Origin of the sequence: Candidatus Didemnitutus sp. (genome assembly GCA_019634575.1) — a bacterium.
In the GTDB taxonomy this organism is placed as follows: Bacteria; Verrucomicrobiota; Verrucomicrobiia; order Opitutales; family Opitutaceae; genus Didemnitutus.
The window spans coordinates 621809-645060 of the sequence record JAHCAY010000001.1 but is presented as its reverse complement, the minus strand read 5'-3'; the positions used below and the strand labels follow the sequence as shown (position 1 = coordinate 645060).

At 65.9% G+C, this 23252-nt stretch carries 14 protein-coding genes; 9 read left to right on the top strand and 5 right to left on the bottom strand.

The features are described from left to right. Positions 1-2: 2 nt before the first annotated feature. The 5 genes from KF715_02715 to KF715_02695 are packed head-to-tail and all read right to left on the bottom strand — an operon-like array spanning position 3 to position 6609. Positions 3-2300 carry a TonB-dependent receptor gene (locus KF715_02715; protein MBX3735577.1) on the bottom strand — a complete coding sequence of 766 codons (2298 nt, stop codon included), beginning with the start codon at positions 2298-2300 and terminating at the stop codon, positions 3-5. Positions 2301-2315: 15 nt separating this feature from the next. Beyond that, positions 2316-3161 (bottom strand): amidohydrolase family protein, encoded by an 846-nt coding sequence (locus KF715_02710; protein MBX3735576.1) that lies wholly within the window; start codon positions 3159-3161, stop codon positions 2316-2318. Continuing rightward, complete coding sequence (locus KF715_02705) at positions 3158-4015, bottom strand: amidohydrolase family protein (protein MBX3735575.1); 858 nt, start codon at positions 4013-4015, stop codon at positions 3158-3160. Before KF715_02705 ends, KF715_02710 begins: the two co-directional genes overlap by 4 nt. Then, positions 4012-4665 (bottom strand): DUF1573 domain-containing protein, encoded by a 654-nt coding sequence (locus KF715_02700; protein ID MBX3735574.1) that lies wholly within the window; start codon positions 4663-4665, stop codon positions 4012-4014. Before KF715_02700 ends, KF715_02705 begins: the two co-directional genes overlap by 4 nt. 21 nt (positions 4666-4686) lie before the next feature. Next, complete coding sequence (locus tag KF715_02695; protein ID MBX3735573.1) at positions 4687-6609, bottom strand: hypothetical protein; 1923 nt, start codon at positions 6607-6609, stop codon at positions 4687-4689. 209 nt (positions 6610-6818) lie between these two features. Between KF715_02695 and KF715_02690 the strand changes: the two genes are divergently transcribed. The 9 genes from KF715_02690 to KF715_02650 all read left to right on the top strand — a co-directional run bounded on the left by KF715_02690 (position 6819) and on the right by KF715_02650 (position 23015). Beyond that, on the top strand, positions 6819-7508 hold the full coding sequence (locus KF715_02690) for a FadR family transcriptional regulator (protein MBX3735572.1): 690 nt from the start codon (positions 6819-6821) through the stop codon (positions 7506-7508). A 141-nt stretch (positions 7509-7649) separates the two neighbouring features. Beyond that, positions 7650-9248 carry a long-chain fatty acid--CoA ligase gene (locus KF715_02685; protein ID MBX3735571.1) on the top strand — a complete coding sequence of 533 codons (1599 nt, stop codon included), beginning with the start codon at positions 7650-7652 and terminating at the stop codon, positions 9246-9248. Between the two features lie 280 nt (positions 9249-9528). Next, entirely contained in the window at positions 9529-11184 is a 1656-nt protein-coding gene (locus tag KF715_02680; protein MBX3735570.1) for a hypothetical protein, read from the top strand. A 16-nt stretch (positions 11185-11200) separates the two neighbouring features. Continuing rightward, on the top strand, positions 11201-12523 hold the full coding sequence (locus KF715_02675; GenBank protein MBX3735569.1) for an acetylxylan esterase: 1323 nt from the start codon (positions 11201-11203) through the stop codon (positions 12521-12523). 11 nt (positions 12524-12534) lie between these two features. Further along, positions 12535-13944: an alpha-L-fucosidase gene (locus tag KF715_02670; protein MBX3735568.1), complete on the top strand. Its 1410-nt coding sequence runs from the start codon at positions 12535-12537 to the stop codon at positions 13942-13944. After that, complete coding sequence (locus tag KF715_02665; protein ID MBX3735567.1) at positions 13907-14629, top strand: RNA polymerase sigma factor; 723 nt, start codon at positions 13907-13909, stop codon at positions 14627-14629. Before KF715_02670 ends, KF715_02665 begins: the two co-directional genes overlap by 38 nt. Then, the gene (locus tag KF715_02660; protein MBX3735566.1) at positions 14626-15555 is read left to right on the top strand and encodes a FecR domain-containing protein; all 930 of its coding nucleotides are present in this window, start codon (positions 14626-14628) and stop codon (positions 15553-15555) included. The genes KF715_02665 and KF715_02660 overlap by 4 nt, the downstream gene beginning before the upstream one ends. Before the next feature lie 62 nt (positions 15556-15617). After that, the gene (locus KF715_02655) at positions 15618-19352 is read left to right on the top strand and encodes a TonB-dependent receptor (GenBank protein MBX3735565.1); all 3735 of its coding nucleotides are present in this window, start codon (positions 15618-15620) and stop codon (positions 19350-19352) included. Positions 19353-19424: 72 nt separating this feature from the next. Then, positions 19425-23015, top strand: coding sequence for a choice-of-anchor D domain-containing protein (locus KF715_02650; protein ID MBX3735564.1), 3591 nt, complete (start codon positions 19425-19427; stop codon positions 23013-23015). The last annotated feature ends 237 nt before the right edge of the window (positions 23016-23252 follow it).

Here is a 23252-nt window from a genome sequence, read left to right as displayed (position 1 = left end):
GATCAGAAGCGCACTTCGTAGCTGAGGTAGAATTCGCGCGGGATGCCGGCGAAGGGTCCGCCGCGATAGTATTCCTGGTCGAAGGCGTTGCGGACGTTCACGTCGAGGCGGTGCTTGAAGCCGAGCGCCTTCCAGCCGTAGCCGATGCCGAAATCCCAGAGCGTGTAGCTCGGGATGAAGAACATGTTGCCGGAGGCGTCCACGATGGACGGTGAGATCGCGGCGCGACCTTGGTAGCGCGCGGCGGCGCGGACGTTGAGGCCCTTGAGCGCGCCGGTGGCGAATTCGTAGCGCGTGGTGACGGCGAGGTTTTCCAGCGGCACGCCTTCGGGCGGGCGGCCGACGAGCGATTGCGAGCGCGGGGCGAGCGGCGAGATCTCGGCCCAGTGGACGTTGTTCTTGCCGTAGGAAACGCCGAGCAACCAGGAGCGCGACGGGATGTAGGTGAGGTCGAACTCGACGCCCTGGGAGCGCTGTGCGCCGGTGACCTTGTAGCTGCCCACGCCGCTCGCGGGTGGGAGCGAGACGCCGGAGGCGTTGGTGGCGGTGAAGGGAAGGTTGGATTTCTCAATGCGGAAGACGCCGGCGGTGAAGTTCAGGTGCGAGTCGAGGAGGCTGGCCTTGAGGCCGGCCTCGAGGCCTTCGCCTTCCTGATTGCCGATGGGATTGCCGTTGTAGTCGAGGTCGGTGGCGGAGCCGGGATTGAAGGACTCGCTGTAGTTGGCGTAGAGCGAGACGTTTTCCTTGGGTTTGAAGAGCAGGCCGGATTGGAGCGTGGTGGCGGTGATCTTGGGCTGCACTTGCGCGGTCTGGAGGACTTGGGCGCCGGCGGTAAATTTGCGCGGCGTGAGCGTCTGCTCGATCTCGTCGCGGCGGGCACCAATGAGGAGGTGCAGGTGATCCTGGAAGAGGATGGCGCGCTCGCTGACGAGGAGGCCGCGAATGGTGCGGTCGTCGATGCGGTTGCGGAGAGAGTCGGTGAGGTAAGGCGGGATCGAGAGGATCGGCCCGATGCGCGTGTAGTCTGCGGCGTCGACGCGCTCGGCGGGGAGGACTTGGGCGAGGACCATGTCCTCGTTTTTCACCGTCAGATAATCGTAGGTGGCGAGGAGCTTGTGCTTGGTCGGGCCGAGTTCGAACTGCGCGAGGACGTCAAGCTGGGCGACCGTCTGGCGTTCGTGGAGGTCCTCGTAGTATTGAATCCAGCTGGTCTTGTTCGCGAGCGAGGCGGTGGACAGCGTGACGGTGTCCACGACGGGAGTGCCGTTTACGCCGAGGACGTTTTGCTTGCGCGTGCCGTGGTTGACGACGAGGCGCGAGGAGAGGTGGGAGTTGAAGGTGTGGCTGATGCTGAGGTCGCCGGCGTTGACCTTGAGTTTGTTGAAGCTGGCGGAGCCGACGAAGGTCTGGCCGTAGTATTGTTCGCGTGGGAAGGCGGCGATGTCCTGCACGCCGACGATGCCGAGGACGGCTTTCGTCACGGCGTCCTGCGCGACGGGCTGCGTGATGGTGGACGGCGTGGTGGACTCGATGGTCTCGACGCTGTATTCGATCGTGGTCTTGGGCGTGACCTGCCAGCGGCCGGCGGTGTAGGCGCCTTTCTGGCGGGAGTTCCAGTAGTGGACCGCGCGCTGCTTCGAGTCTTCGCGGTAGGCGTCGACGCGGAGCGCGAGCTTGCCGTCGGCGAAGACGTCGTTCGCACCGAAATAGTAGCGCGAGTAGTCGTCGGTGCCGACGGTGATGCGAGCTTGGACTTCGCGTTTGGCGCGCGGTTTGAGGAGGACGACGTTGCGCAGGCCGGAGGGCTCAGTCTGGCCGTAGATGGCGGCGTTGGCACCGCGGATGAGTTCGATGCGCTCGACGAAGGCGGTGCCGAAGAGGCCGGTGTCGCGCACGCCGTTGATGTAGGTGCTACGACTGGCGATGCCGCGCATGAAGAAACGGCCGGTGCCTTCGGACGGGCTGAACGAGCTGGCGAAGGACGCGGCGTCGTTGAAGTCGTAGGCGAGGAAGTCGTCCATCATCGCGCGGTCGAGCAGCGTGACGGGGAACGGAATGTCCTTGATCGCGACGGCGTAGCGGGAGCCGGTGCCGACCTCGGAGGCGAGGTATTTGGACGGATCGGCGTTCACGACGAACGGATCGAGCGAGTAGGTGTCACCGCGGGGCGGCGTGGCAGTGGCCGGCGCAGCGGTCTGTGCGATCGCGGGGAGTGCGAGTGCGAGGCCGACGAGAAGGCCGAACGAACGGGCGGTGAAACGACTCACGAGGGGCAGGGGTGCGGGAGGCGACTGTTTCATGGAGGAGGTGCAGGGTTAGGGCGACTGAGGAAAACCGGTGTGGGTGGAGAGAAGTGGAAAGGCGCGCAGGGCGTTGTGCGCGAAGACGCGGCGCTTGGTCTCGAGCGGCAGGCGGGCCAGGGCGACCTTCGCGAACTGTGCGCCGACGCTGAGGTAGGTGGCGTCGCTGCCGTAGAGCAGGCGGTCGGCGCCGGTGGCGGCGACGAAGTCCTCGACCGCGCCCGGCAGGCTTTGCGAGAGCGAGGTGTCGGTGAAGATATTCGCGTGCGCGGCGAAGAGCGTGGCGGCTTCGTCGGGCCGCGGGCGAAGGTGGGCGCAGAGGAAATTCAGGCGCGGGTGGCGGCGTGCGACCGCGGCGAGGTCGGCGATGGTGTCGGCCGGGTGCAGGTGAACGAGCACGGACAGGCGGAGGGCTTCGCAACGATCGAGGAGCGGTGTGAGCACGCGGGATTGGAGACGCACGTCGTGCAGTTCGCCGTGGAGCTTGGCGCCGACGAAGATTTCACCCGGCTTCAGGGCATCGAGGCGCGCCGCGGTCTCGCGCGGGAAATGCGGGTGGAGCACGAGGTGGGCGGAGAGGCGACCGGCGCTACGCCGGACGACCGCTTCGCTGTCGGCGTGCGCGGCCTCGAGATCGGAGGCCAGCGTGGCGCGGAGGGCGTTGAGGTGGCTGAAGGTGAGGTGGCGCGTGCCGACGCGGTCGGCGGCGGCGAGAAGCGCCACGGCGGAGCGGGGCCAATAGGGCACCGTGTCGTGAGGGGAGGACCACGCGTCGACGTGGGCGTGGATGTCGAGAATCAGTTCGCGCTCGACCGGCGAGGCGGCGAGGGCGGCGGCGGCGAAAAGGTCGGGCGCGTTCATGGCAGGCGGAGGAGGCGGCGGAGGTTGCCGCCGGCGATTTGGCGGCGTTGCGCGAGCGGCAGGGCGGCGTAGGCGACGGCGCCGCGCGCGATGGCGGGGTCGTTCCACGGCGCGCCGGAGCCGAAGAGGAAGCGCTCGGCGCCGAACTCGGCGACGAACGACTCGAGTTGCCCAAAGAGTCCGAAGCGCGTGATCGCGAGGTGGAGATTCTTCGCGCGAGCCAGTGCGGTGTAGAGCTGGCGCTCGATCGCGTAGGGCGCGTGGAGCAGGACGACGGGCAGCGTGGGATGGCGGCGGCAGAGTGCGACGACGTCGTCGAGGCCGTAGGCGAAGCGCGAGTCGCGGACGGGAAAGTGCGCGGCGGGCACGAAGAGCGGGAGACGTTTCCGGGCGAGAAGGGACCAGCAGGCGGCGGCGTCGGGGAAGCGCTCGAGTTCGAGTGCGCCGGAAGCGGGCCCGACCTCGCGTTCGAGGCGGAAGGCGCGCGCTCCGGTCGCGACGAGTTCGCGAACGAGCGAGAGAACGCGTTGGCCGCGGCGGAGCGGGAATTGCGGCAGGACGACGCAGGCGTGAAGACGCGGTTGGGCTGAGGCGGCGTCGAGCGCGATGCGGTTTTGCGTGGCGAAGGCGTCGGGGCCGAGGGCGTGACCGTAGACCAAGGCTTGGGTGACGCCGCAGCGGGCGAGCTCCGCGACGGCGCTCGCGGCATCGTAGCCGGCGAGGCCGGTGCGCAGGGGCGAGCCGAGCATCAGGTCGCAGTCGAAGAATTCGAGCGGCGCGGCGGAATCGCTCGCGGCGGCGCGGCGCGGTGGCGGGGATTTCTGGGCAGGAGGTCGGGAGCGGCGGGCGGTCATCGAAGGGCGGCGTGCAGCGTGATCGTGGCGGTGCGGCCGTCGGCGAAGGCGACGGGCACGGCGATGGGCGAGAAGAGCGGGCTCGTGTCTGCGAGCGGGGCGACGCGGATGAGGTAGTTACCGGGCGCGGTCGGATCGGCTTCGAGGCGCGCGGAGAATGCGCCGGATTTTTCCACGCGCGGCGCGTCGAGGCGGGCGGCGATGCCGTCGGCGAGTTCGAGGCGGACGGTCTGCTCGGTGCGCGGCGTGCGCGGCGCCCAGACGAGCGACGGGCGGTCGAGCTTGAACCAGACGGGATGTTCGATGGCGAAGGAGACGGTGTCGCGGCCGGCGTCGGATTTGACGACGATGTCGCGATGGACGGTGCCGGAGCGGCCGCCGGCGCGGTAGGTGGCGTGGAGTTGCGCGGTGCCGCCGACGGGAATGACGCGCGGTTCCACGGCGGCGGTGGTGCAGCCGCAGGAGGGTTCGACGGCGTTGATCGTGACCGGTGCGGGGCCGGTGTTGCGCACGTGGAAGGTGAGCGCGATTTCCTCCTGACCGGGAGCGAGGCGCGCGGTGAGTTGCGCGGGGCTCCACTCGAGGGCGCCGCCGCGCGCGTTGGACGCGAGCGTGGCGGCGAGGAGGCAGGTGGTCAGGAGGCGATGCATCGCGCGTTACGGCGAAGCGGGTCAGGAGCCGTTGAGGCCGACTTCGACTTTCTCGATGTAGGCGGTGTGGGTGAGCAGCGTGCGGTTGTGCGAGACGCCGACGCGGATGTTGCCGTCGGAGTCGCGGTAGTTGGCGAGGCCGCTGGAGACGGTGATGGAGAGATCGGACTCGGCGGTGCCGACTGAGCCGGAGGCGACTTGCACCCAGGCGGTGGAGGTGAAGTTCCAGAGGTAGATCTTGCGCGTGATGCCGGAGTTCACGCTGTCCTTGGAGCGGACCTTGACGCGCAGGCTGGTGAGGGTGCCGGTGCCGACGTAGTAGTCGATGCCGACGGCGGGCGCGGCGGCGCTGCCGATGGTGTAGTAGTCGTTGTCGTCCGCGGTGAACGAGCTGCGTTTGCCGGCGGAGTAGGTGCCGCTCTCGATCGTGTAGCCGGTGCAGGCGGTGAAGAGCGTGCCGGAGGGGGCGGGCGGTGTGGTGCGGCTCGCGAGCGGCGTGTAGGGGACGCCGGCTTTGTAGAGGAGGTAGAGGCCGGCGTTGACGGTGTTGTCACCGTAGGAATTCATGAGGCCGGAATTCCAGAGCGCCCAGGCGGCTTGTTCCCAATTCGCGTGCGTCTCGCTCTCGTAGGCGGCGATTTTCCAGAGGCCGATGAGGAAGGCGTAGGGGATCTCTTTCTGGCCGACGCCGACCTGGGGGATGCCTTTGTTGACGATTTCCCAAGCGAGGTTGTCGAGGGTGGCGACGGCGTAGGGCTTGAGCGCGGCGGCTTGCGCGGTATCGCCGCGGTCGCGGAGCGCGACGTAGGCTTCGACGAAGGCCCAGGCGTTCATGGGCTGGTATTGCGGACGGGCGTTGTGACCGTCCCAGTAGCGGCCGGGCACGCGGGCAATCTCGGTGAGACCGGAGAAGGGCTGGCTGGACATGCCGTCGACGAGTCCGTCGGCGTTGGCGTCGAAGAGCACGCCGGGTTTCAGATTGCGGTCGAGCTTGTCGAGCATCGCGGTCTTGGCGGCGGTGTCGCCGTCGCGGGCGTATTTCTGGGCGAGAATCCAGACGAGTTTGGCCGTGTAGTTGTGGTCGCGGACCGGCGGCTCGTTTTCCGCCCAACCAACGGCAGGGGCGAGGGAGGTGCTGGCGCTCGCGCGCAGGGTGGCGACGGGGTGTTGGAGGGTCGACTCCATCATCATTGCGCCGACCCAGCCGTGATCGTAGGCGAGTCCGCCGTCGAAGACGCCGAGCTCGGGGATGATGTCGGCGATCATGAAGCGATCGCCGGAGTAGAGTCCGGCATCGAAGATCGGAAAGAGTGTCGGCTTGGCGGAATAGAACGCCTCGACGCCGGGGCCGACCGACGAATCGTAGCACGCATCCGTGGTTGGCACGCGGAGCAGGCCGTAGGCGCCCACATAGACGCCGGAGTCGGAGACGGGCGGCCAAGGGGCGTTGGCGTCGACGTATTGCGTCGCGATATACATCTGGGTGATGTCGCGCAGCGCAGAGAGTCGCGAGGCGTAGCCGGCGAGGTGGGCGTAGTAACCGCCGAGCGCCGGACCGGCGCCCTTGCGGCCGATCTCCGGGCAAGTGATGAGGAAGTCGCGCAGGCCGGGCGCGTGGACGTTTTCCCATTTGCTCGCGATGGTGGCGAGGGTCGGGACGGTGAAGTTCGGGGTAATGTAGGTGTAGAGGAGGTCGGGGCAGCCGACGGAGTCGCCGCGGGTGGCTTTGGCGTTGGTGATCGCGGTGGTGACGTCGGTCGCGGTGCCGGCCCACATGGCGAGCTCGATGGCATCCATGTCGGCCGAGCTACCGTAGCTGTTGCCGCAAGGTGGGGTAGGCGCAGCGGAGGAAGAGGTGAGAATTCCAGCGAGCGCCGCGAGGGCGCAGAGGTGCAAACGGGCGCAGCGACCCGGAATCTGAGCGAGTAGGGGGAGTGTGCTCATGGGTAAGGGGGAACGAGCTGGTAATTGGGGTTAGGCAATCAGTGTGTCAAGCTATATGATAGGTATGATTGAGAAGTGACCTTCTTGACTAGGCTAGGGCAAAAGAGCGTAGTTCCCTGTCTATGCGCGAGTAGTGCAATCGCCTATCCAGTTGTGAATCTATAAGATAGCTTGACAGAAAACAATTTACTGCCGAAAAATGCCCTGTAATGAGCCTCGCTCCTCTGCAAAAAGAAAGCCTCGTCGATCAAGCGGTGCGTTCGATTTTCGGACACATTCAGAAGAACGATCTGAAGGCGGGCACGGTGTTGCCGGCGGAGGGCAAGCTGGCTGAGTTGCTGGATGTGAGCCGGCCCGTTGTGCGGGAAGCGATGCGCACGCTTGTCGGCAAAGGTGTGATCGAAATGGTCAACGGCGTGGGTGCGGTCGTCCGCCCACTGGACGCGCGCTCACTCGCCGAAGTGATTGAGCGACTCGCCGCCACGCGCGTGAACAATGCCTGGGAAATCGAGGAGGCGCGCCATGGCCTGGAAATGCACGCAGCGATGCTGGCCGCGCAGAAGCGCACCGAGCAGGACTTGGCGGATTTGGAGGACATCGTGCAGCAGATGCGCGGGGCGATGGACGACAAGTTCCGCTACGCGTCGCTGAACTCGGAATTCCATCGCCGCATCGCGCAGGCTACGGGTAACCCGCTGCTGTATACCTTGGTTTGCGCGCTGCTCGATGTGTTGGGCGGCGTCATGACCGAGATCTACGGACAGGTCATCCCGGACGATCACTGGGTCGCGATCCACCGCTACCACGAGGAAATCCTCGCTCACATCCGCAACCGCGATGCGGCGAAGGCGCGCGACGCGACGCTCGAGCATCTGCTCTTCGCGGTGCGCAAGCTGTGATCTCGTGCGGTAGCGCCGAGGCATTCGGCTGCCCGAATCGATAAACGGAACGCGTTGTCGGCGCTGGAGTCCGCTGGCGTCGTAGCGGCGCTCCCACGCGCCTGGCGTTACCCCTTTTTCGCCGCGTCGAGGGGAAAACCTATGCCTGCCCCCGACCTGCTTTTGCCGCAGTTACTCGCGCGGACGTGCGCCCGTGTGCCGGATCGCGCCGTTTTCGTCTGTGAGTCCCGCCGTGTTACCTACCGGAATTTCTGCCATGACGTGCGCGCGGTCGCGGCCGGTCTCCAAGCGCGTGGCATTCGGAAAGGAGATCGAGTGGCGCTGATAATGCCGAATTCGATCGAGTTCGCCGTGGCGCTCTTTGCGCTCTGGGAAATAGGAGCGATCGCCACGCCGACTTGCACAATCTACACGCGCCCGGAAGCGAGCGCGCAGTGGAGCGACGCGGCCATCGCGCTCGTCCTGTCAGATGCCAAATGCGCGGAGGTGGCCGCTGCCGCAGCGAACGAGTGTCCACATGCGCCGACGGTCATCGTCGTCAACGGCGCCGCGCCCGGTGGAGACAGCGCAAGCTGGCCCGAGTGGCTGGCGCGAGGAGGGCAACCGGTCCCTGTGAAACTCGAGCCGCACGACCTCGCCTGCCTGCAATACACCGGCGGCACAACCGGCGTCTCCAAGGGGGCGATGCTCACGCAGGCGAACATCGTCGCAAACGTGTTTCAGTCGGCCGCGTGCGTGGGGCTCGGGCGCGCCGATCCCGAGGTGTTGGTGGGAGCGTTGCCGTTCTTCCACATTTTTGCGCTGACGTGCGTGCTGGCGGCTGGCGTGGCGCACGGCGCGACCGTGATCGTGTTCCCGCGTTTCGAGCCGCGAAATGTCGTGGAAACGTTCCGCCGGCATCGCCCGACGATTTTTCATGGCGTGCCGACGATGTTCATCGGTTTGCTGAACACACCGGAGGCGGCGCCGGAGGACTTCGACTCGGTTCGCGTCTGCATGAGCGGAGGCGCGGCGCTGCCGGTCGAGGTGATGCGGAATTTTCAGACTAAACTTCTCCGTCGCGGTCAGATTTCCGAGGGCTACGGGCTGAGTGAAACATCTCCGGTCACGCACGCCAATCCGCCCGACGGCCCGGTCGTCGCCGGCAGCATCGGCCGCCCGGCTCCGGACACGGAGGTGCGCATCGTGGATGTCGAAACCGGCACGCGTGATCTGCCCGACGGTGAAGCGGGCGAGGTCGTCGTGCGCGGCCCGCAAGTGATGGCCGGCTACTGGCGCGCGCCGGAGGAAACGGCCCGCGTCCTGCGCGACGGTTGGCTCCACACCGGCGACATCGGCTATCGCGACGCGGCGGGATATTTTTACCTGATCGATCGCAAGAAGGACCTCGTTATCGCGGGAGGATTCAACGTCTACCCGCGCGAGGTCGAGGAGGCGTTGTTCCGTCACCCGGGCATATTGGAGGCAGTCGTGATTGGCGTGCCCGATCCCTACCGCGGCGAGACGGTGAAAGCGTTCGTCGTGCTTCAGCCGGCGGCGACGCTCGATGCCGAGGCGGTGATCGCGCACTGTCGGCAGCATCTCGCCGCCTACAAGGTCCCGCGTCTGGTCGAGTTTCGTTCGGCGCTCCCCAAGTCGGGGGTCGGAAAATACCTGCGCCGCGAGCTGCGCGCCGAGGAGATCGCCCGCGCGCAAGCGACCCCGGCGGATCGGCCGAGACGGACGGCGACAGGAATGTAGGTGTGGCATTCCGTGCGAGTTAACCCGCCTCGCCCCGCGCCTGTGCCACGCTTACTCCGTCCCCGTCTGACGCGGCCCGGTGCAACACTGCCGCATGTCATGCCATCGGACGACTCGAGGCAGAACATTCTTGTAGGGAAACCGACGGGGGGGCGCGTCTAGTTATCAGATGCCTCGTCACCCCTCGCTAGCGCCTCACCCCCAGCGCCGTGGATTGTTTGCTTGGACGCGCCCCGCACTGCGCCGGCTCGGAGTTTTGCGCGGCGCGACCTTGGCTTGTATGCTCTGCCTGTCGCTGTCGTGCGTGGGCGCTGCCAAGGTCAGCCGCTTGGCGGGCCCGCCGCCGCTGGTGCCTCGGTGGGCGTTCGAGCCTTGGGTTTGGGAGGATTCGCAGAACACCCGCGCGGCGACGGAAGGCCTGGTCGACGGTTACCTCAGCCGCGGGATTCCGGTCGGGGCGGTCATTGTCGATAGTCCGTGGAGCACCGCCTACACGAACTTCGAATGGGACGCGCGGCGATACCCCGGCGCGGCCGAGATGGTTCAAGGCCTGCACGCGAAGAACGTGCGCGTGATCCTCTGGCTGACCGGCTGCCTCAACATCACCAGCAAGGACGTGCCGCAGCCCGATCCGGAATACGACCGCGTGCAGGCGCTGGGCTTCGCGGTCGATGACGGACGCGTGATCGACTGGTGGAAGGGGCGGGGACGTCATCTCGACTTCACCAGCGCGGCTGCACGGGCGTTGTGGGCGAAGCGCATGGACCAAGTCGCGCGGCTCAAGATCGACGGCTGGAAGGTCGACCAAGGCGAGGCATACCTGCCGGAGCGGTTCCGCACCTCGGTCGGCGAGATGGACCGCGACACGTTCAAGAACTGGTATTACTCCGCGATCCATGACTACGCGGTTTCGCGGAACCCAGAGGCGATCACACTGGCGCGGCCTTACTCGCATCAAGACGGTTGGGCCGCTCCGATCGCGAAATGCTCGGTGGGTTGGTCGGGGGACTTTTCCGGCGACTGGGGCGGGATCCGCCTGCAGCTGGACAATCTCTATCGCAGCGCGGCGGCCGGTTACGGAGTGCTCGCCGTCGAGGTCGGCGGATACTACGAAAAACCCCCGTCGAAAACCGAGCTGATCCGCTACGCCCAACTCGGTGCGCTGATGCCGGTGATGTCGAACGGCGGATCGAACGGCGGCCTCAAGGAGCACCTGCCGTGGTTTCACGACGAGGAGACCGTGCGGATCTATCGCGATTTCGCGACGCTCCACAGCGAATTGGGAGACTACCTTTTCTCGTGCGCAGTGGATGCACATCTCGGCCGCGGGTCGGTCGTGCGCCAACCGGACTCGGCGCGGCGGCAGCACCTGCTCGGACCGGATGTGTTCGTGTCGGTGGTAGCCGGACCGGAGTTGACGAAACAGGTTCGGACGCCGGCGGAAGGGACTTGGATCGATTGGTGGCAACAAGACCGCACCTACGCGCCGGGAACGGAGTTCGCCTACGACGTCCCGCTTGAGCGATACCCGATCTTCGTGCGCGCGGGGGCCGTGATCCCCATGGCGACACGGTTGGGCGCACTGGGCAATGGCAACGAAGCCGACGCGAAGCGCCGAGCTTTGCTGGTGTTTCCGGCGGGTCGATCGCACCGCCTCTGCCACCTGCCACTCGGCACTGGAACCGAGTATGCAGACGCCACCATCGAAGTTGACGAAGACGCGGGCACAATCGCGGTTGCGAGTCAGCACGAAAGCCAGTGGCGCTTGCGGGTGAAGACTTTTGCGCAGCCGGCGGGCGTGATCGGCGCGACGCGCTGGAGCTACGACGCTGCGGCGGCGTGGCTGACGATCGACGCGGCCGGAGCGGACGTGGCGCTCAAGATCGTCGGTTTGGTCGGCTACGGCGCACGCGCGCGAGAGCGGAGTTCACGATGATCGAACCGTTTTCCCCATGAATCGATTGCTACTCGGTTTTTTGCTGCTGACCTCCGCGTTGCGCGCGGTGACAGCTCTGCCCTTCGGCGGCGAGCGCGTGGCCGCGACCCAATTGCAGGTCGTCCCGGATCGCGCCGGCTGGACCTATCTTCCCGGCGAGAAGGTGATTTTCCGGGTGCGCGCGAGTTGGGATCAGGAGCCGCTCCGCGGAGTGGAGATCAAATACCGCGTCGGATCCGAGATGATGCCGGCTGATGAGCGCACGGCGAAACTGGCCGACGGCAGCGCCGAGATCGATGGCGGGACGCTGACTGCGCCGGGATTCCTACGCTGCATCGTGACCGCGAGCGTCGGCGGAAAAACCGTGCGAGCGCTCGCGACGGCAGGCTTTTCTCCCGAGAAAATCGCCGCGACGCAGCGCGAGCCGGAGGACTTCGATCGGTTTTGGGCCGAAGGGAAAACCGCGCTCGAGCAAGTGCCGCTCGATCCGCGAGTCGAACTGCTTCCGGCGGAGTCCACCGGCGCGATTAACGTGTATCACGTCAGCGTCGCGACACTGAATGCCGCGGGCACGGGCACGGCGCGCGTTTACGGCATTTTGTGCGAACCGAAGGCTCCGGGAAAATACCCCGCGCTGCTGCGTGTGCCGGGAGCGGGCGTGCGCGCCTACACCGGCGACCGCGAGTTGGCGGAAAAAGGGTTCATCACCCTCCAGATCGGCGTGCACGGCATCCCCGTGAATCTTGCCCCCGAGGTTTACACGAGCCTGGCGACGGGCGCACTGGACGCCTACAACGTGCTCAATCTCGATCAGCGTGATCGATACTACTATCGCCGCATCTACCTCGGATGCCTGCGAGCGAACGATTTTCTCGTCAACCGGCCGGCATGGGACGGCCGGCATCTTCTGGTCACCGGCGGCAGCCAGGGCGGGCAGCTCTCTCTCGTCACGGCGGGACTCGATTCGCGCGTGACCGCCGTAGCGGCGTTTTATCCGGCCTATTGCGATGTCACCGGCTATCTGCATGGGCGCGCCGGCGGCTGGCCGCACATGTTTCGGCCCAGCCCGGACGGCGCGCCCGCGCCGCTCGCGACTCCCGAGCGCATCGCGACGACGGGCTACTACGACGCGGTGAATTTCGCGCGCCGGATAAAGGCGCCGGGTTTCTACTCCTGGGGCTACAACGACGAAAGCTGTCCGCCGACCTCCGTGTTCGCGGCCTACAACAGCATCTCCGCCCCGAAACAAATGTTGATCGCGCTCGAGATGGGGCACGCGGCCACACCAGAGCAAACCGAGCGCGCGAAGGAATGGTTGATTGCGCAAGGCCGCCGCTGACCTCTCCGGCCATGAACCGATTCAGCCAAACGTTCCTCGCTGCCATCGCTCTCGCAGTCAGTGCCGTCGCGCCGCGTGCATCGGAAAACGTGAGCTCGCCGGATGCTGACGCGGCGGCGCGCGAGATCCGGCTGCGCTGGTTTCGCAAGGGCAAGTTCGGGTTGTTCATCCATTGGGGACTTTACGCGCTGCCCGCCGGCTACTGGAAGGGCGAGCGTTCGCCCGGCATCGGCGAGTGGGTGCAGCACCGCATGAAGATTCCGGCGTCGGAATACGCGGGGCTCGCGCGCCAGTTCACGGCGGCGCGGTTCGACGCCGACGCGTGGGCTGGCCTCGCCGCCGATGCGGGCATGACCTACGTCGTGTTGACGGCGAAGCACCATGACGGCTTCGCGCTGTTCAAATCCGAGGCGAGTTCGTTCAACGTCGTGGACGCGACGCCGTTCGGGCGGGATGTCGTGCGTGAGCTCGCGGCGGCGTGCGCTCGGCGTGGCTTGCGCTTCGGCGTCTATTATTCGCAGGCGCAAGACTGGCATGAACGGGGTGGGGCGGGGAACGACTGGGATTTTCCGCCCAACGCGGAGAAGGAGCGCGACGGCTCGTTCGACGCCTACCTTCAAGGCAAGGTGGAGGCGCAGTTGCGCGAGTTGCTCACCGGCTATGGCCCGCTGGCGCTCGTGTGGTTCGACACGCCGCACATGATGGCGACGAACGGCCGGGCCGATCGCTTGGTCAAACTCGTGCGCGCGCTGCAGCCGGATTGCCTGATCGATGGTCGGCTCGGCGGCACGGGAGACTACGTCAGCACCGACGACAATGTCGTGCCGAATGCCGGCTCAGCGACGGCGTGGGAAGTGCCGGCGACGATGAACCAGACGTGGGGATTTCGCCGCGACGACCGCAACTGGAAGTCGCCCGGCGAAGTCGTATTCCGTCTCGTTGACGTCGTCAGCAAGGGCGGGAACTACCTGCTCAATATCGGGCCGATGGCCGATGGGACGGTGCCGGAGGTTTGCGCGGAGAATCTGCGCGCTGTCGGCGATTGGTTGAAGGCGCACGGCGAGGCGATCTACGGCGCGGGGCGATCGCCGTTCGGCGAGGAGTTCGGCGAGCCGGCCGCGCACCTGCGCCGCCCGTCGGGCACGGCGCCATTCCTCGCCTTCACCGATTGGCGCTGCACGACCAAGCCGGGGCGGCTGTATTTCACGGTCTTCCACGTGGAGCGCGACCGCACTTTCGCGCTGCCGGCATTCAGGAATCGCGTCATCAGCGTTCACCGCCTCGACGATCCGCGCCATGAGTCGATTCCGGTGCGCGTCGATGCGTCGGGTGCGCGCTCTTTCGAAGTGTCGTGCGAAGTGAACGACCTGATGGGGACGGTCTATGTCGTCGAATTCGAGGGTGGCGCAATCGAGCGGTGAACAGGACATGGACGAGATTTCATCATTCCCGCAGACCTCCGCATCCGAGCCGCCGAGAAGCGCCGGCGCGGACGAGGACGCGGACGACAGTTGCGCCTTTGCGCTGGCGTTGAATGATGGCGCCACCTCTCCGCACCCTGTCGCGATGCCCCACACCCCTGAACACCGGCGCTGGTTCTCCGAGGAGGTCCAGCCGCACGAACCGATCCTGCGCTCGTATCTCCGAGGATCCTTTCCGGCGGTGCGCGACGTTGACGATGTAGTCCAGGAATCCTACCTGCGCATTTGGCGCACCCATCTGTCGACGCCGGTGCGCTCGGCGCGCGCCTTCCTGTTCACGGTGGCGCGGCGTCTCGCGCTCGATTGGGTGCGGCGGAACCGAACGGCGCCTTTTCTCTCCGAGCGCGAGGCTGGCGGACTCGAGGTGGTCGAGGAAAAGCCGAGCGCACAGGAGCAAATCGACACGGAGGAAAAAATCGAGGTGCTGGCCGAGGGGCTCGTGGCGCTGCCGCGGCGCTGCCGCGACGTTATTGTCCTCTATCGCTTGAAGGGGTTGCCGCGTCAGGAGGTCGCGCAGCGCCTTGGCATTTCGCCGAAAACGGTGGACGAGCAGGCGGCGCGCGGTGTGCGTCGCCTGGAGGAATTTTTCCGGGCCCAAGGTTATCAACGCTTGTTCGAACGATGAAATCCCGTCGCAGCAAAACCGTTCCTCCGGGGAATAACGATAAGGATGTCGCCGCGGGCGACAGTCAGCACGCGCTCGATTGGGCGGTGTCGCAGGGTGCCGTGGACCGCGTGTTGTCGCGCGTCGCAGGCAAGCTCCAGCGGCGGCGCCGTCGCCGCTGGGGTGTGGTCGCGGGCGTGGCGGGCTTGGTGGTGTTGTGGGGACTCTTCGCCTATCGCTCGGAGCCGAACGCGCCGATCCCGGCGGGCGTGCAAGCTCCCGCGCCCGTCATCGCGCGGGCTCCCGGTCACCAAGTCCTGCCCGATGGCACGGCGGTCGATCTCCGGGAAGGAGCTGAGCTCCGGGTGGCCTTTGAACCGGCGGTGCGCCGTGTCGTGCTCGAGCGCGGCGAGGCGCATTTTCAAGTGCAGAAGGACCCGCAGCGCCCCTTCGTCGTGGTCGCGCACGGCGTCGAAGTGCGCGCGGTCGGCACGGCGTTCGCCGTGCAAATCGGAGGCGGCGCGGTCGATGTGCTGGTGACCGAAGGCATCGTCTCCGTCGAAAAGCCGGAGCAGGATCGCTCGGGATCGGCGGCGCCTTTCCGCTACGCGCGAGTGACGGCTGGCAATCGCACGGTCGTGAACGTGAGCGCGCCGCCCGTGCCTACGGCCGTGGTGCCGGTCGGCGCGCGCGAGATGGACGAGGCGCTCACCTGGCGGATCCCGCTGCTCGAGTTCGATGCGGCGCCGTTGTCGGAGGTGGTGGAGTCTTTCAACCGCCACTCGACGGCGCGTCTCGTGATCGCGGATGCGGATCTGCGCTCGCTGGAACTGAGCGGCATCTTGCGGGCCGACAAGACCGAGTCCCTGCTGCAACTGCTGAAAAAGGATTTCGGTGTCGTCGTCGAGCGGCGCGAGCACGAGATCGTGCTGCGGCGCGGACGTTGACCGTGACGCGGAAAATTCGCGGCGGAGTAGGGAAACGAGCGCGCTGCCGCGTCTGACAAAGCATGAGTCAACCCCAGTGCCTACCCCGCAGTGCGTGCACGGTATCCCCCGCCGTCCGCCCTCACCGTTTTCCCTGGCTGCGCCTCGGATTTCTCGTCCTGTGCGGAGCTCTCGCGACCGTAGTCGCGCGCGCCCAGTCCGTGGAGAAGAAATTCGGCTTCAATGTGCCCGCGGCGGCGGCGGATGTCGCCTTGCGGCAATTCGCGACTCAATCCGGGGCGGAAATCCTTTTTGCCACCCGCGCGGTTGCGGGGGCGCGAGCCAACGAATTGCGCGGCGAATTCACGCTGCGCGACGGTATCTCCCGTCTCCTCGCGGGCTCCGGTCTCGAGGCGCAACAAGACGCTCGCTCCGGCACCTGGACCGTCTCCGTGGTCCCAAACGTCGATCGGGCGGCGCCCGCGAAGAAAAGCGACCGCCCGTTGGAAAAAGCGATCACGACTAGCACCGGCGAACCCGAGACCTTTGTGCTCTCGCCGTTCGAGGTGTCCGCGGAATTGGACAAGGGCTATCGCGCCGGTGGCACGCTGGCGGGCACGCGGCTGCGCAGCGACCTGCGCGACATCGCGGCGTCGGTGTCCGTGATCACGAAGGATTTCATGAACGACATCGGCGCCTCCGACCTGAGCAGCCTGCTCAACTACACGCTCGGCACCGAAGTCACCGGCGTGAGCGGCAACCTCTCGGGCGCGCAGGCGCAGTCCGCCTTCTACGACTTCGACTCGATCATGCGCCAGCCGTCCCCGGCGACGCGCATCCGCGGACTCTCGTCGGCCGATACGACGCGCGACTTCTTCCTCACCGACACGCCGATGGACAGCTACAACGTCGAGCGCGTCGACATCAACCGCGGGGCGAACTCGATGCTCTTCGGCCTCGGCAGTCCGGGCGGCATCGTCAACAGCACGACGGTGCGCGCCAAGCTGGGCCGCGACGAAACCACCGTCAGCACGCAGGTCGGACGCTTCGGCTCGCAGCGCGAGACGCTCGATTGGAACAAAGTGCTCATCAAGGATCGGCTCGCGTTGCGGATCGCCGCGCTGCACGCCGACCGGCGTTTTCAGCAGGAGTTCACCTTCGGCCGCGATCGGCGGGCCTTCGGCACGCTCACCTGGCGTCCGTTCAAGGACACGACGCTCCGGGTAAACGCGGAGAAATCCCGCGTTGACGAGAACCGTCCGCAGACGCGCCCGCCCTATGACCAATTCACCTTCTGGTGGGCCTACGGCAAACCGACGTTCGATCCGGTCACGAACAAGGGCGTGATGCTCGGCACGCCGCTCAACGCGTCGATGGCGGGCATCACCGCCACTGGATCAGCCGGCAGCGTCCTGAGCACCGGACTGGGTCGCTCGTTCACGACGAACATGGGCATCGTCTATGAAAACCCCAATTCGGATGTGGCCGGAATCACCGGATTGCCCGCAGGCACGAATGCATTCGAAGCGGTCAACGAGCGGCTCCTCGCCGGCGGCGGCACGGGCGGCATGCGCCAATTGCGCGAGGGACAGGTTTACCTGCAGTTCCTCAATGGCGGCAGCGCGAATCCCGCGTTCGCTTTCTGGCGCGACCTCCCACTCACGGATACGAGCGTCTTCAACTATTTCGATCACACCCTCGAAGGACCCAATAAACACGAGTGGTCGGAGTGGAACTCCTTCAACGCGACACTCGAGCAAACCCTGTTCGACGGGCTGGCCGGAGTGGAGTTGAGCTACGACCGGCAGAACCTCGATTACGGTTCGCTGCAAAGCCTCGCGGGACGCAACTACACGATCAACATCGACATCAATACCAAGCTGCCCAACGGCGCCGTGAACCCGAACTTCGGCCGGCCGTTCGTCGAAAACACGGGCTGGGCCAATTCCGCCGGCAGCAATCGCGAGGCCGCGCGAGCGACCGCTTATCTCGACATCGATGCGCGGCGCTATTCGAAGAGCCTGTGGGCGAAGGCGGTCGGTCGGCACACGTTGACGGCCAACTACACGAACCAGGAATTCCGCGGCTACTCGGCCTTCTCCGGTCGCGCCGCGCTCACCGGGCTCGATTATTGGGAGGCGGAAAATGCCACCGTCCCGACCAGCGTCCTCTCCAGCAACGGCCGCCGCTCGCTGTCGCGGATCGCCTACATCGGACCCAGCCTGGCGAATCTGTCGAGCGCGTCCCAGGTGTCCGGCTTGGGCGGAGTCACCGCCGGCTCGCTCCTGCAGCCCCTGAGTTCGCTGAACGCGCTCTACTACCAGTCACCCGCCACGAATGCCGGCGCGCCCGCGCCGTTCACCTACCGGACCTTCGGCGTCATTCAGAACAAGGGAGAACTCGTCACCGAGACCACCGCCTTCACGCCGTCGCGTGTGCGACAGGTGTTCGAATCGGAGTCGGCGATTTTGCAGAGCCGCTGGTTCGACGGCTGCCTGGTTTCCACACTCGGTGTGCGCCGCGACGCCTATCGCACCTACGCGACCAGCAGCGTGGTGACCGATCCGGTGACCGGCATCGCCTCGACGCAGCCGCAAGACCTCGTCCCCCTGAAGCAGCTGGACGACACCGCCTCGACGTTTTCCTACGGCCTGGTCCTGCACACGCCCCGCACAGTTCAGCGCCGCCTGCCGCTCGGCGCCGACCTGAGCCTCACCTATAACAACTCCGATAACTTCCGGCCCACCGCGCAGCGCTTCACGATCTACAACGAGCGCATCGACCCCGAGACCGGGAAAACCCACGAATATGGCGCACTGATGACGCTCTTCGACGGACGCCTCGAACTGCGCGCGACGCACTACGAATCCAGTTCCAGCCTGGCGACCAACGCCAACCTGCGCAGCTCACTCGCGCAGATCGCCGTCCTCGGCAGCCAGATGATCGGCATGGTCGCCAACAGCACTTGGAACAACGGCACCGATCCGTCGATGACGCCGACTCAACAGGCGACGTTGCAGGCCGCCAATTCGGCCTGGCAAACCTGGACCGCCTCGAGTCCCGACTGGGCCCAGTTCCTCAAAACCTTCAACGTCCGCGTCACCACCGCGGCGAACGGCGCCGTCTCCGCCGTGATCGACCAGCGCACCGATCAGGTCGTCGCGACCTCGGACGTCGTGTCGAAAGGCTGGGAATACGAGATGGTGATCAATCCCACCCGCCAATGGCGCATCGCGGTAAACGCCGCGCGACAGGACGCCGTGCGGACGCATACCGCCGCGGATTTGGCGTATTTCATGGCCCAGCTCGATCCCATCTGGGCCGGCACGGCGGGCGACCTTCGCTACGACAACACCACGTCCACTCTGCGCACGAACTTCACTGGCATCTACGCCGCCGTGAAGCGCGAGCTCCAGCTCGACGGCGGGAGTTCACCCGAAGTGCGGAAGTGGCGCTTCAACGCGGTCACCAACTACACCTTCTCCAACGAGAGCCGCCTGCGCGGTTGGAGCGTCGGAGCGTCTGTCCGCTGGCAGGATCGCGTCGCGATTGGTTATCCCGTCGTTTCCGACTCGATCGGCGCGCACTACGACACCGCGCGCCCGTATTTCGGGCCGGAGGAAGTGAATTACGACGCCTGGCTCGGCTACGGTCGCAAGCTCTCCAAGAAGGTCCGCTGGCAAGCTCAGCTCAACGTCCGCAACCTCGGCGTGCAAAACAAGCTGATCCCCATCGCGGCCCAGCCGGATGGCAGCATCGCGGCGTATCGCATCGCCGAGCCGGTCGTTTGGACGCTCACGAACACGTTCAAGTTCTGAGTCCCGTTCGTTTCCCCCTCAGTGGTCGCCATGACTCGGCGTGCGCGGCCATCACCCCAACGCCTCCTCCCCATGCATCTCTGTCAGCTACGCACGCTGTGCGCCTTCGCTTTCGCCTCCTTCGGCTTTGTCTCGGGAGCGCTCGCCTACACTGAAAATTTCGACGACGGCGCGGCCCAAAACTGGAGCGTCATCTCCGGCTCAAGTTGGGCCGTGAACTCGGCGTCCTATTACCACAACAAGGGAAGTCCGACCGACGCGGTCGGGCTCGCCCTCTACGACCCCACGACTTGGACGACCAATTTCGTCTTCAGCTCGCGCCTGCGCTCTGACCTGACCTCGACCGTCGGCACCATTCGCAAGGTCGGCCTCGTCTTCAACTACGTCGATAGCGGAAACTACTACACCGTCCTCTTCGCTCCGGATCAGACGAGCGGCAACGTCGAGTTGCTGCAGACGGTGGGCGGCACGACCACGACGGTCGCGACCGGCACCTTCGCCGGCGCGGCGGGCACATGGTTCACAGCAGTGGTTACGCGTCTGAAAGCGAGCACCAGCGTCGCGGTGAACGGTGTGACCGTGATCAACAGCGCGGCCAACCAGACGCTCGGCGGCGGCAAAGTGGGCGTGACCGACCGCACCAACTTCTCGCGCTTCGACGATATCACTGTGTCGGTGCCGACCGTTGAAGTGCGTGGGTTAGGCGTCGCCATCGCCAACGGCGACTCCACGCCCGCCACGACTGACGACACCGATTTCGGCAGCCTCGACATAACGACGGGCGCCACGACCCACACGTTCACGATCCTGAACACCGGAGAGGCCGCGCTCAGTCTCGACACGTTCACGTCCACCAATGCCGAGTTCGCCATCAGCGCCCCCGGCGCGACGACGGTTGCGCCCGCCGGCTCCACTACATTCACGGTGACGTTCAACCCCTCCGCAACCGGCACCCGCAAGGCGACGCTCCGTTTCAACAACAGCGATCCGGCCGCGGGCCAGAGTCCGTTCAAGTTCACGGTGCAAGGCGTCGGCACGACCTCGGTGTCGGGCGATCCAGCCATCAACGTCAAGGGCGCCGGCGTGACGATCAGCGATGGCGACACCTCGCCGAGCTCCACGGACGGAACCGATTTCGGCAGCGCCGCGATCGGTGGCGGACTGGTGACGAAGACGTTCACGATCGAGAACACCGGCTTGGTTCCCCTGCCTGTCAGCAGTCTGGCGTTCATTCCGACGGGCGACTTCTCCCAATCCGGCTCGTTGCCGAGCAGTGTCGCAGCGGGCGGCAGCGCCACGTTTTCCGTGAAGTTCGCTCCCGCCGCCACCGGATTGAGGACGACGACCTTGGTGCTCAACAACGGCGACCCGGCGCACGCGCCCTATCAATTCAATTTGCAGGGCACCGGCACCGGCACGGGCGCGCCAGAGATCGAGGTGGATGGCGATGCCGGCTATTTCGACGGCACCAATTACGTGATAATCACCACGGGCGACACCACGCCCTCGATCCACGATCACACCGATTTCGGCTCCGCTGACATTCGCGACGAGGGCGAGGTGCGCACCTACACCATCCGCAACACAGGCAACGGACCGCTGACGGTGGGAAGCGTCTCGCTCTCGGGCGCCAACGCTTCTGACTTCACGGTGATCGCACAGCCCGATTCGTCGGTGGACGGACGTCGCAAGACCACCTTCAGCGTCCGATTCAAACCCACCGCGACCGGCACACGGACCGCGACCGTCACCTTCACCAACAGCGATTCCAACGAAGGCACCTACACGTTCGCGATCCAGGGCACGGGCACCGCATCCGTCGCCTACGCGCAGGATTTTTCCGGCACAGCGCCAGAGTGGACCGTCGTCGCGGGCACGAGCTGGGCGCCGGCGTCCGGCTCGTATTTGCACAATAAGGGAAATCCGACCGACGCCCTCGGTCGCGCCATCGCGACGACCGGATCGTGGGCGACGGACTACGTCTATTCGCTGCGGATGAAATCGCAGCTCCAGTCCACCGGCGTGACCTTCCGCAAGGTCGGCGCCGTCTATAACTATGTCGATGCGTCCAACTTCTACGAGGTGCTGTTCACGCCCGACACGGGAGCGGCGGAATTGCGCCAGACGATCGCGGGCACGCAGTCCACGCTGGCCACCGGCACATTCACCGGGGCAGGGCAGGACATCTGGTTCGACGTGACGATCATCCGCTACGGCACCCGCACGACGATCAAGGCCAACGACACCGTGGTGTTCGACGACATCGGCGGACAAACGCTCGGATCAGGTCGAGTTGGTGTCGTGGACCAGGTGAACAACACGCGCTTCGACGATGTCGTCGTGCGCCTCGCTCCCTTCAAGCGCCGCTTCCCGCGCATCGGCGGGATGAATATCAGCGGACAGCCGGGCACCGGTTTGAAGAACTACAACGACAGCGCCTACCAGCATGACCTCGCAAAGCTGGATCTCGCGATCATCGGCTTCTACGACGGCTGGAATTACACCGGCTCAGGTCTCACCGCCGGTCAGGCGCAGGCGCAGGTGGTGGCCAACATCAAGGCGATGAACCCGAATCTGGTGCTCGGCAATTACACCATCATGCCGAACATTTCCGATTCGAGCGCCTACGCGTCGGTGCGTGCGGCGCTGTCGAATGGCGTCGGCCCCGGCGGCAACCCGAACTCGCCCGTGAACAACGATTGGTGGGCGCGGACCAGCAACGGTGACCAGACCACTTTCGAAAGCAGCGCGACGTTCGTCACCAACATCACCTCGCATGTGACGCCCGCACCCAACGGCGACCGCTTCCCGCAATGGATGGCGAAGAGCCGCAAGGCGGCGTTCTTCGACGCGGTGCCGGACTACGATCTCTGGTATTCGGACAACGCCTTCTATCGTCCCCGTGTTGACGCCGACTGGAATCGCGACGGCACTGACGACTCCAAAGACGATCCCGCCGTGCGCGTGGACTACCGCAACGGCATGGTCGCCTACTGGAGCAAAATCGCCGAACTCCGCCCGGACATCATCGTCATGGGCAACGTGGACGGCAAAGACAGCTTCGGCGGTCTGCGTGAGCCGGAGTATCAGCGCGTCCTGGGCTCCGCCTTCCTCGAGGCGGGCATGGGTCAGAGTTTCTCCGAGGAAAAACCCGGCGGTCTCGGCTGGTATAGCCTGAAACAGACCTTTCACAGCATGATGGACAACACCATCGCGCCGCACCTCGTGACGATGGGCATCTACGGCGATGTCACCAAGTCGCCCGGCTACGCCCAGTTCCGCTACGGTCTCTGCACCGTGCTGATGGAGAACGGCTATTTCAACTACACGCACACGCCGAACAGCTACTGGGGCGTGCAGTGGTTCGACGAATACGACCTCGCCGGCACCAGCAACACTGGCTGGCTCGGCGAGGCGATCGATCCGCCCCAGCGTTCCCCATGGAGCAACGGCGTATTCCGCCGCCGGTTCACCAACGGCGTCGCTCTCGTCAACCCGCGCACCAATCTCGATGGCACGTTGCGCGCGGCCGCCACCGTGGACCTGACCGGGCTCGGCTATCGACGCATCTCGGGCACGCAGGATTCGGCCGTCAACAACGGCGCCAATGTCACGACGCTCACGCTCGCGGCGGGCGACGGCATCGTCTTGCGGCGCCAGTGAGCGAAAGTCTTTACGCTGTGTGCGTTCACGCCGGCGGGTGCGCCCCCAGGGGTGGTGGCCCCCGCCGGCGCGTTCGCGCGGCAAGCCTGGCGCTCCTGCTCGCCGCGGCGGGCTTCGGAAGTTTCGCGTCGGCTGAGGAACCGATTACCGCCGTCGGCGCGACGCTGTCGCTCGATGGACGATGGGAGTGCGGCCTCGATCGGGTCTATTCGCGGAGCGTGGAGGTGCCCGGCCTCG

Excerpts from the sequence above, each read along its gene's own strand:
- KF715_02650 (MBX3735564.1), top strand. The coding sequence starts at position 19,425 with ATGCATCTCTGTCAGCTACGCACGCTGTGCGCCTTCGCTTTCGCCTCC.
- KF715_02680 (MBX3735570.1), top strand. The coding sequence starts at position 9,529 with ATGCTCTGCCTGTCGCTGTCGTGCGTGGGCGCTGCCAAGGTCAGCCGC.
- KF715_02705 (MBX3735575.1), bottom strand. The coding sequence starts at position 4,015 with ATGACCGCCCGCCGCTCCCGACCTCCTGCCCAGAAATCCCCGCCACCG.
- KF715_02715 (MBX3735577.1), bottom strand. The coding sequence starts at position 2,300 with ATGAAACAGTCGCCTCCCGCACCCCTGCCCCTCGTGAGTCGTTTCACC.
- KF715_02675 (MBX3735569.1), top strand. The coding sequence starts at position 11,201 with ATGAATCGATTGCTACTCGGTTTTTTGCTGCTGACCTCCGCGTTGCGC.
- KF715_02655 (MBX3735565.1), top strand. The coding sequence starts at position 15,618 with ATGAGTCAACCCCAGTGCCTACCCCGCAGTGCGTGCACGGTATCCCCC.
- KF715_02690 (MBX3735572.1), top strand. The coding sequence starts at position 6,819 with ATGAGCCTCGCTCCTCTGCAAAAAGAAAGCCTCGTCGATCAAGCGGTG.
- KF715_02710 (MBX3735576.1), bottom strand. The coding sequence starts at position 3,161 with ATGAACGCGCCCGACCTTTTCGCCGCCGCCGCCCTCGCCGCCTCGCCG.
- KF715_02660 (MBX3735566.1), top strand. The coding sequence starts at position 14,626 with ATGAAATCCCGTCGCAGCAAAACCGTTCCTCCGGGGAATAACGATAAG.
- KF715_02665 (MBX3735567.1), top strand. The coding sequence starts at position 13,907 with ATGTCGTCGAATTCGAGGGTGGCGCAATCGAGCGGTGAACAGGACATG.
- KF715_02700 (MBX3735574.1), bottom strand. The coding sequence starts at position 4,665 with ATGCATCGCCTCCTGACCACCTGCCTCCTCGCCGCCACGCTCGCGTCC.
- KF715_02670 (MBX3735568.1), top strand. The coding sequence starts at position 12,535 with ATGAACCGATTCAGCCAAACGTTCCTCGCTGCCATCGCTCTCGCAGTC.
- KF715_02695 (MBX3735573.1), bottom strand. The coding sequence starts at position 6,609 with ATGAGCACACTCCCCCTACTCGCTCAGATTCCGGGTCGCTGCGCCCGT.
- KF715_02685 (MBX3735571.1), top strand. The coding sequence starts at position 7,650 with ATGCCTGCCCCCGACCTGCTTTTGCCGCAGTTACTCGCGCGGACGTGC.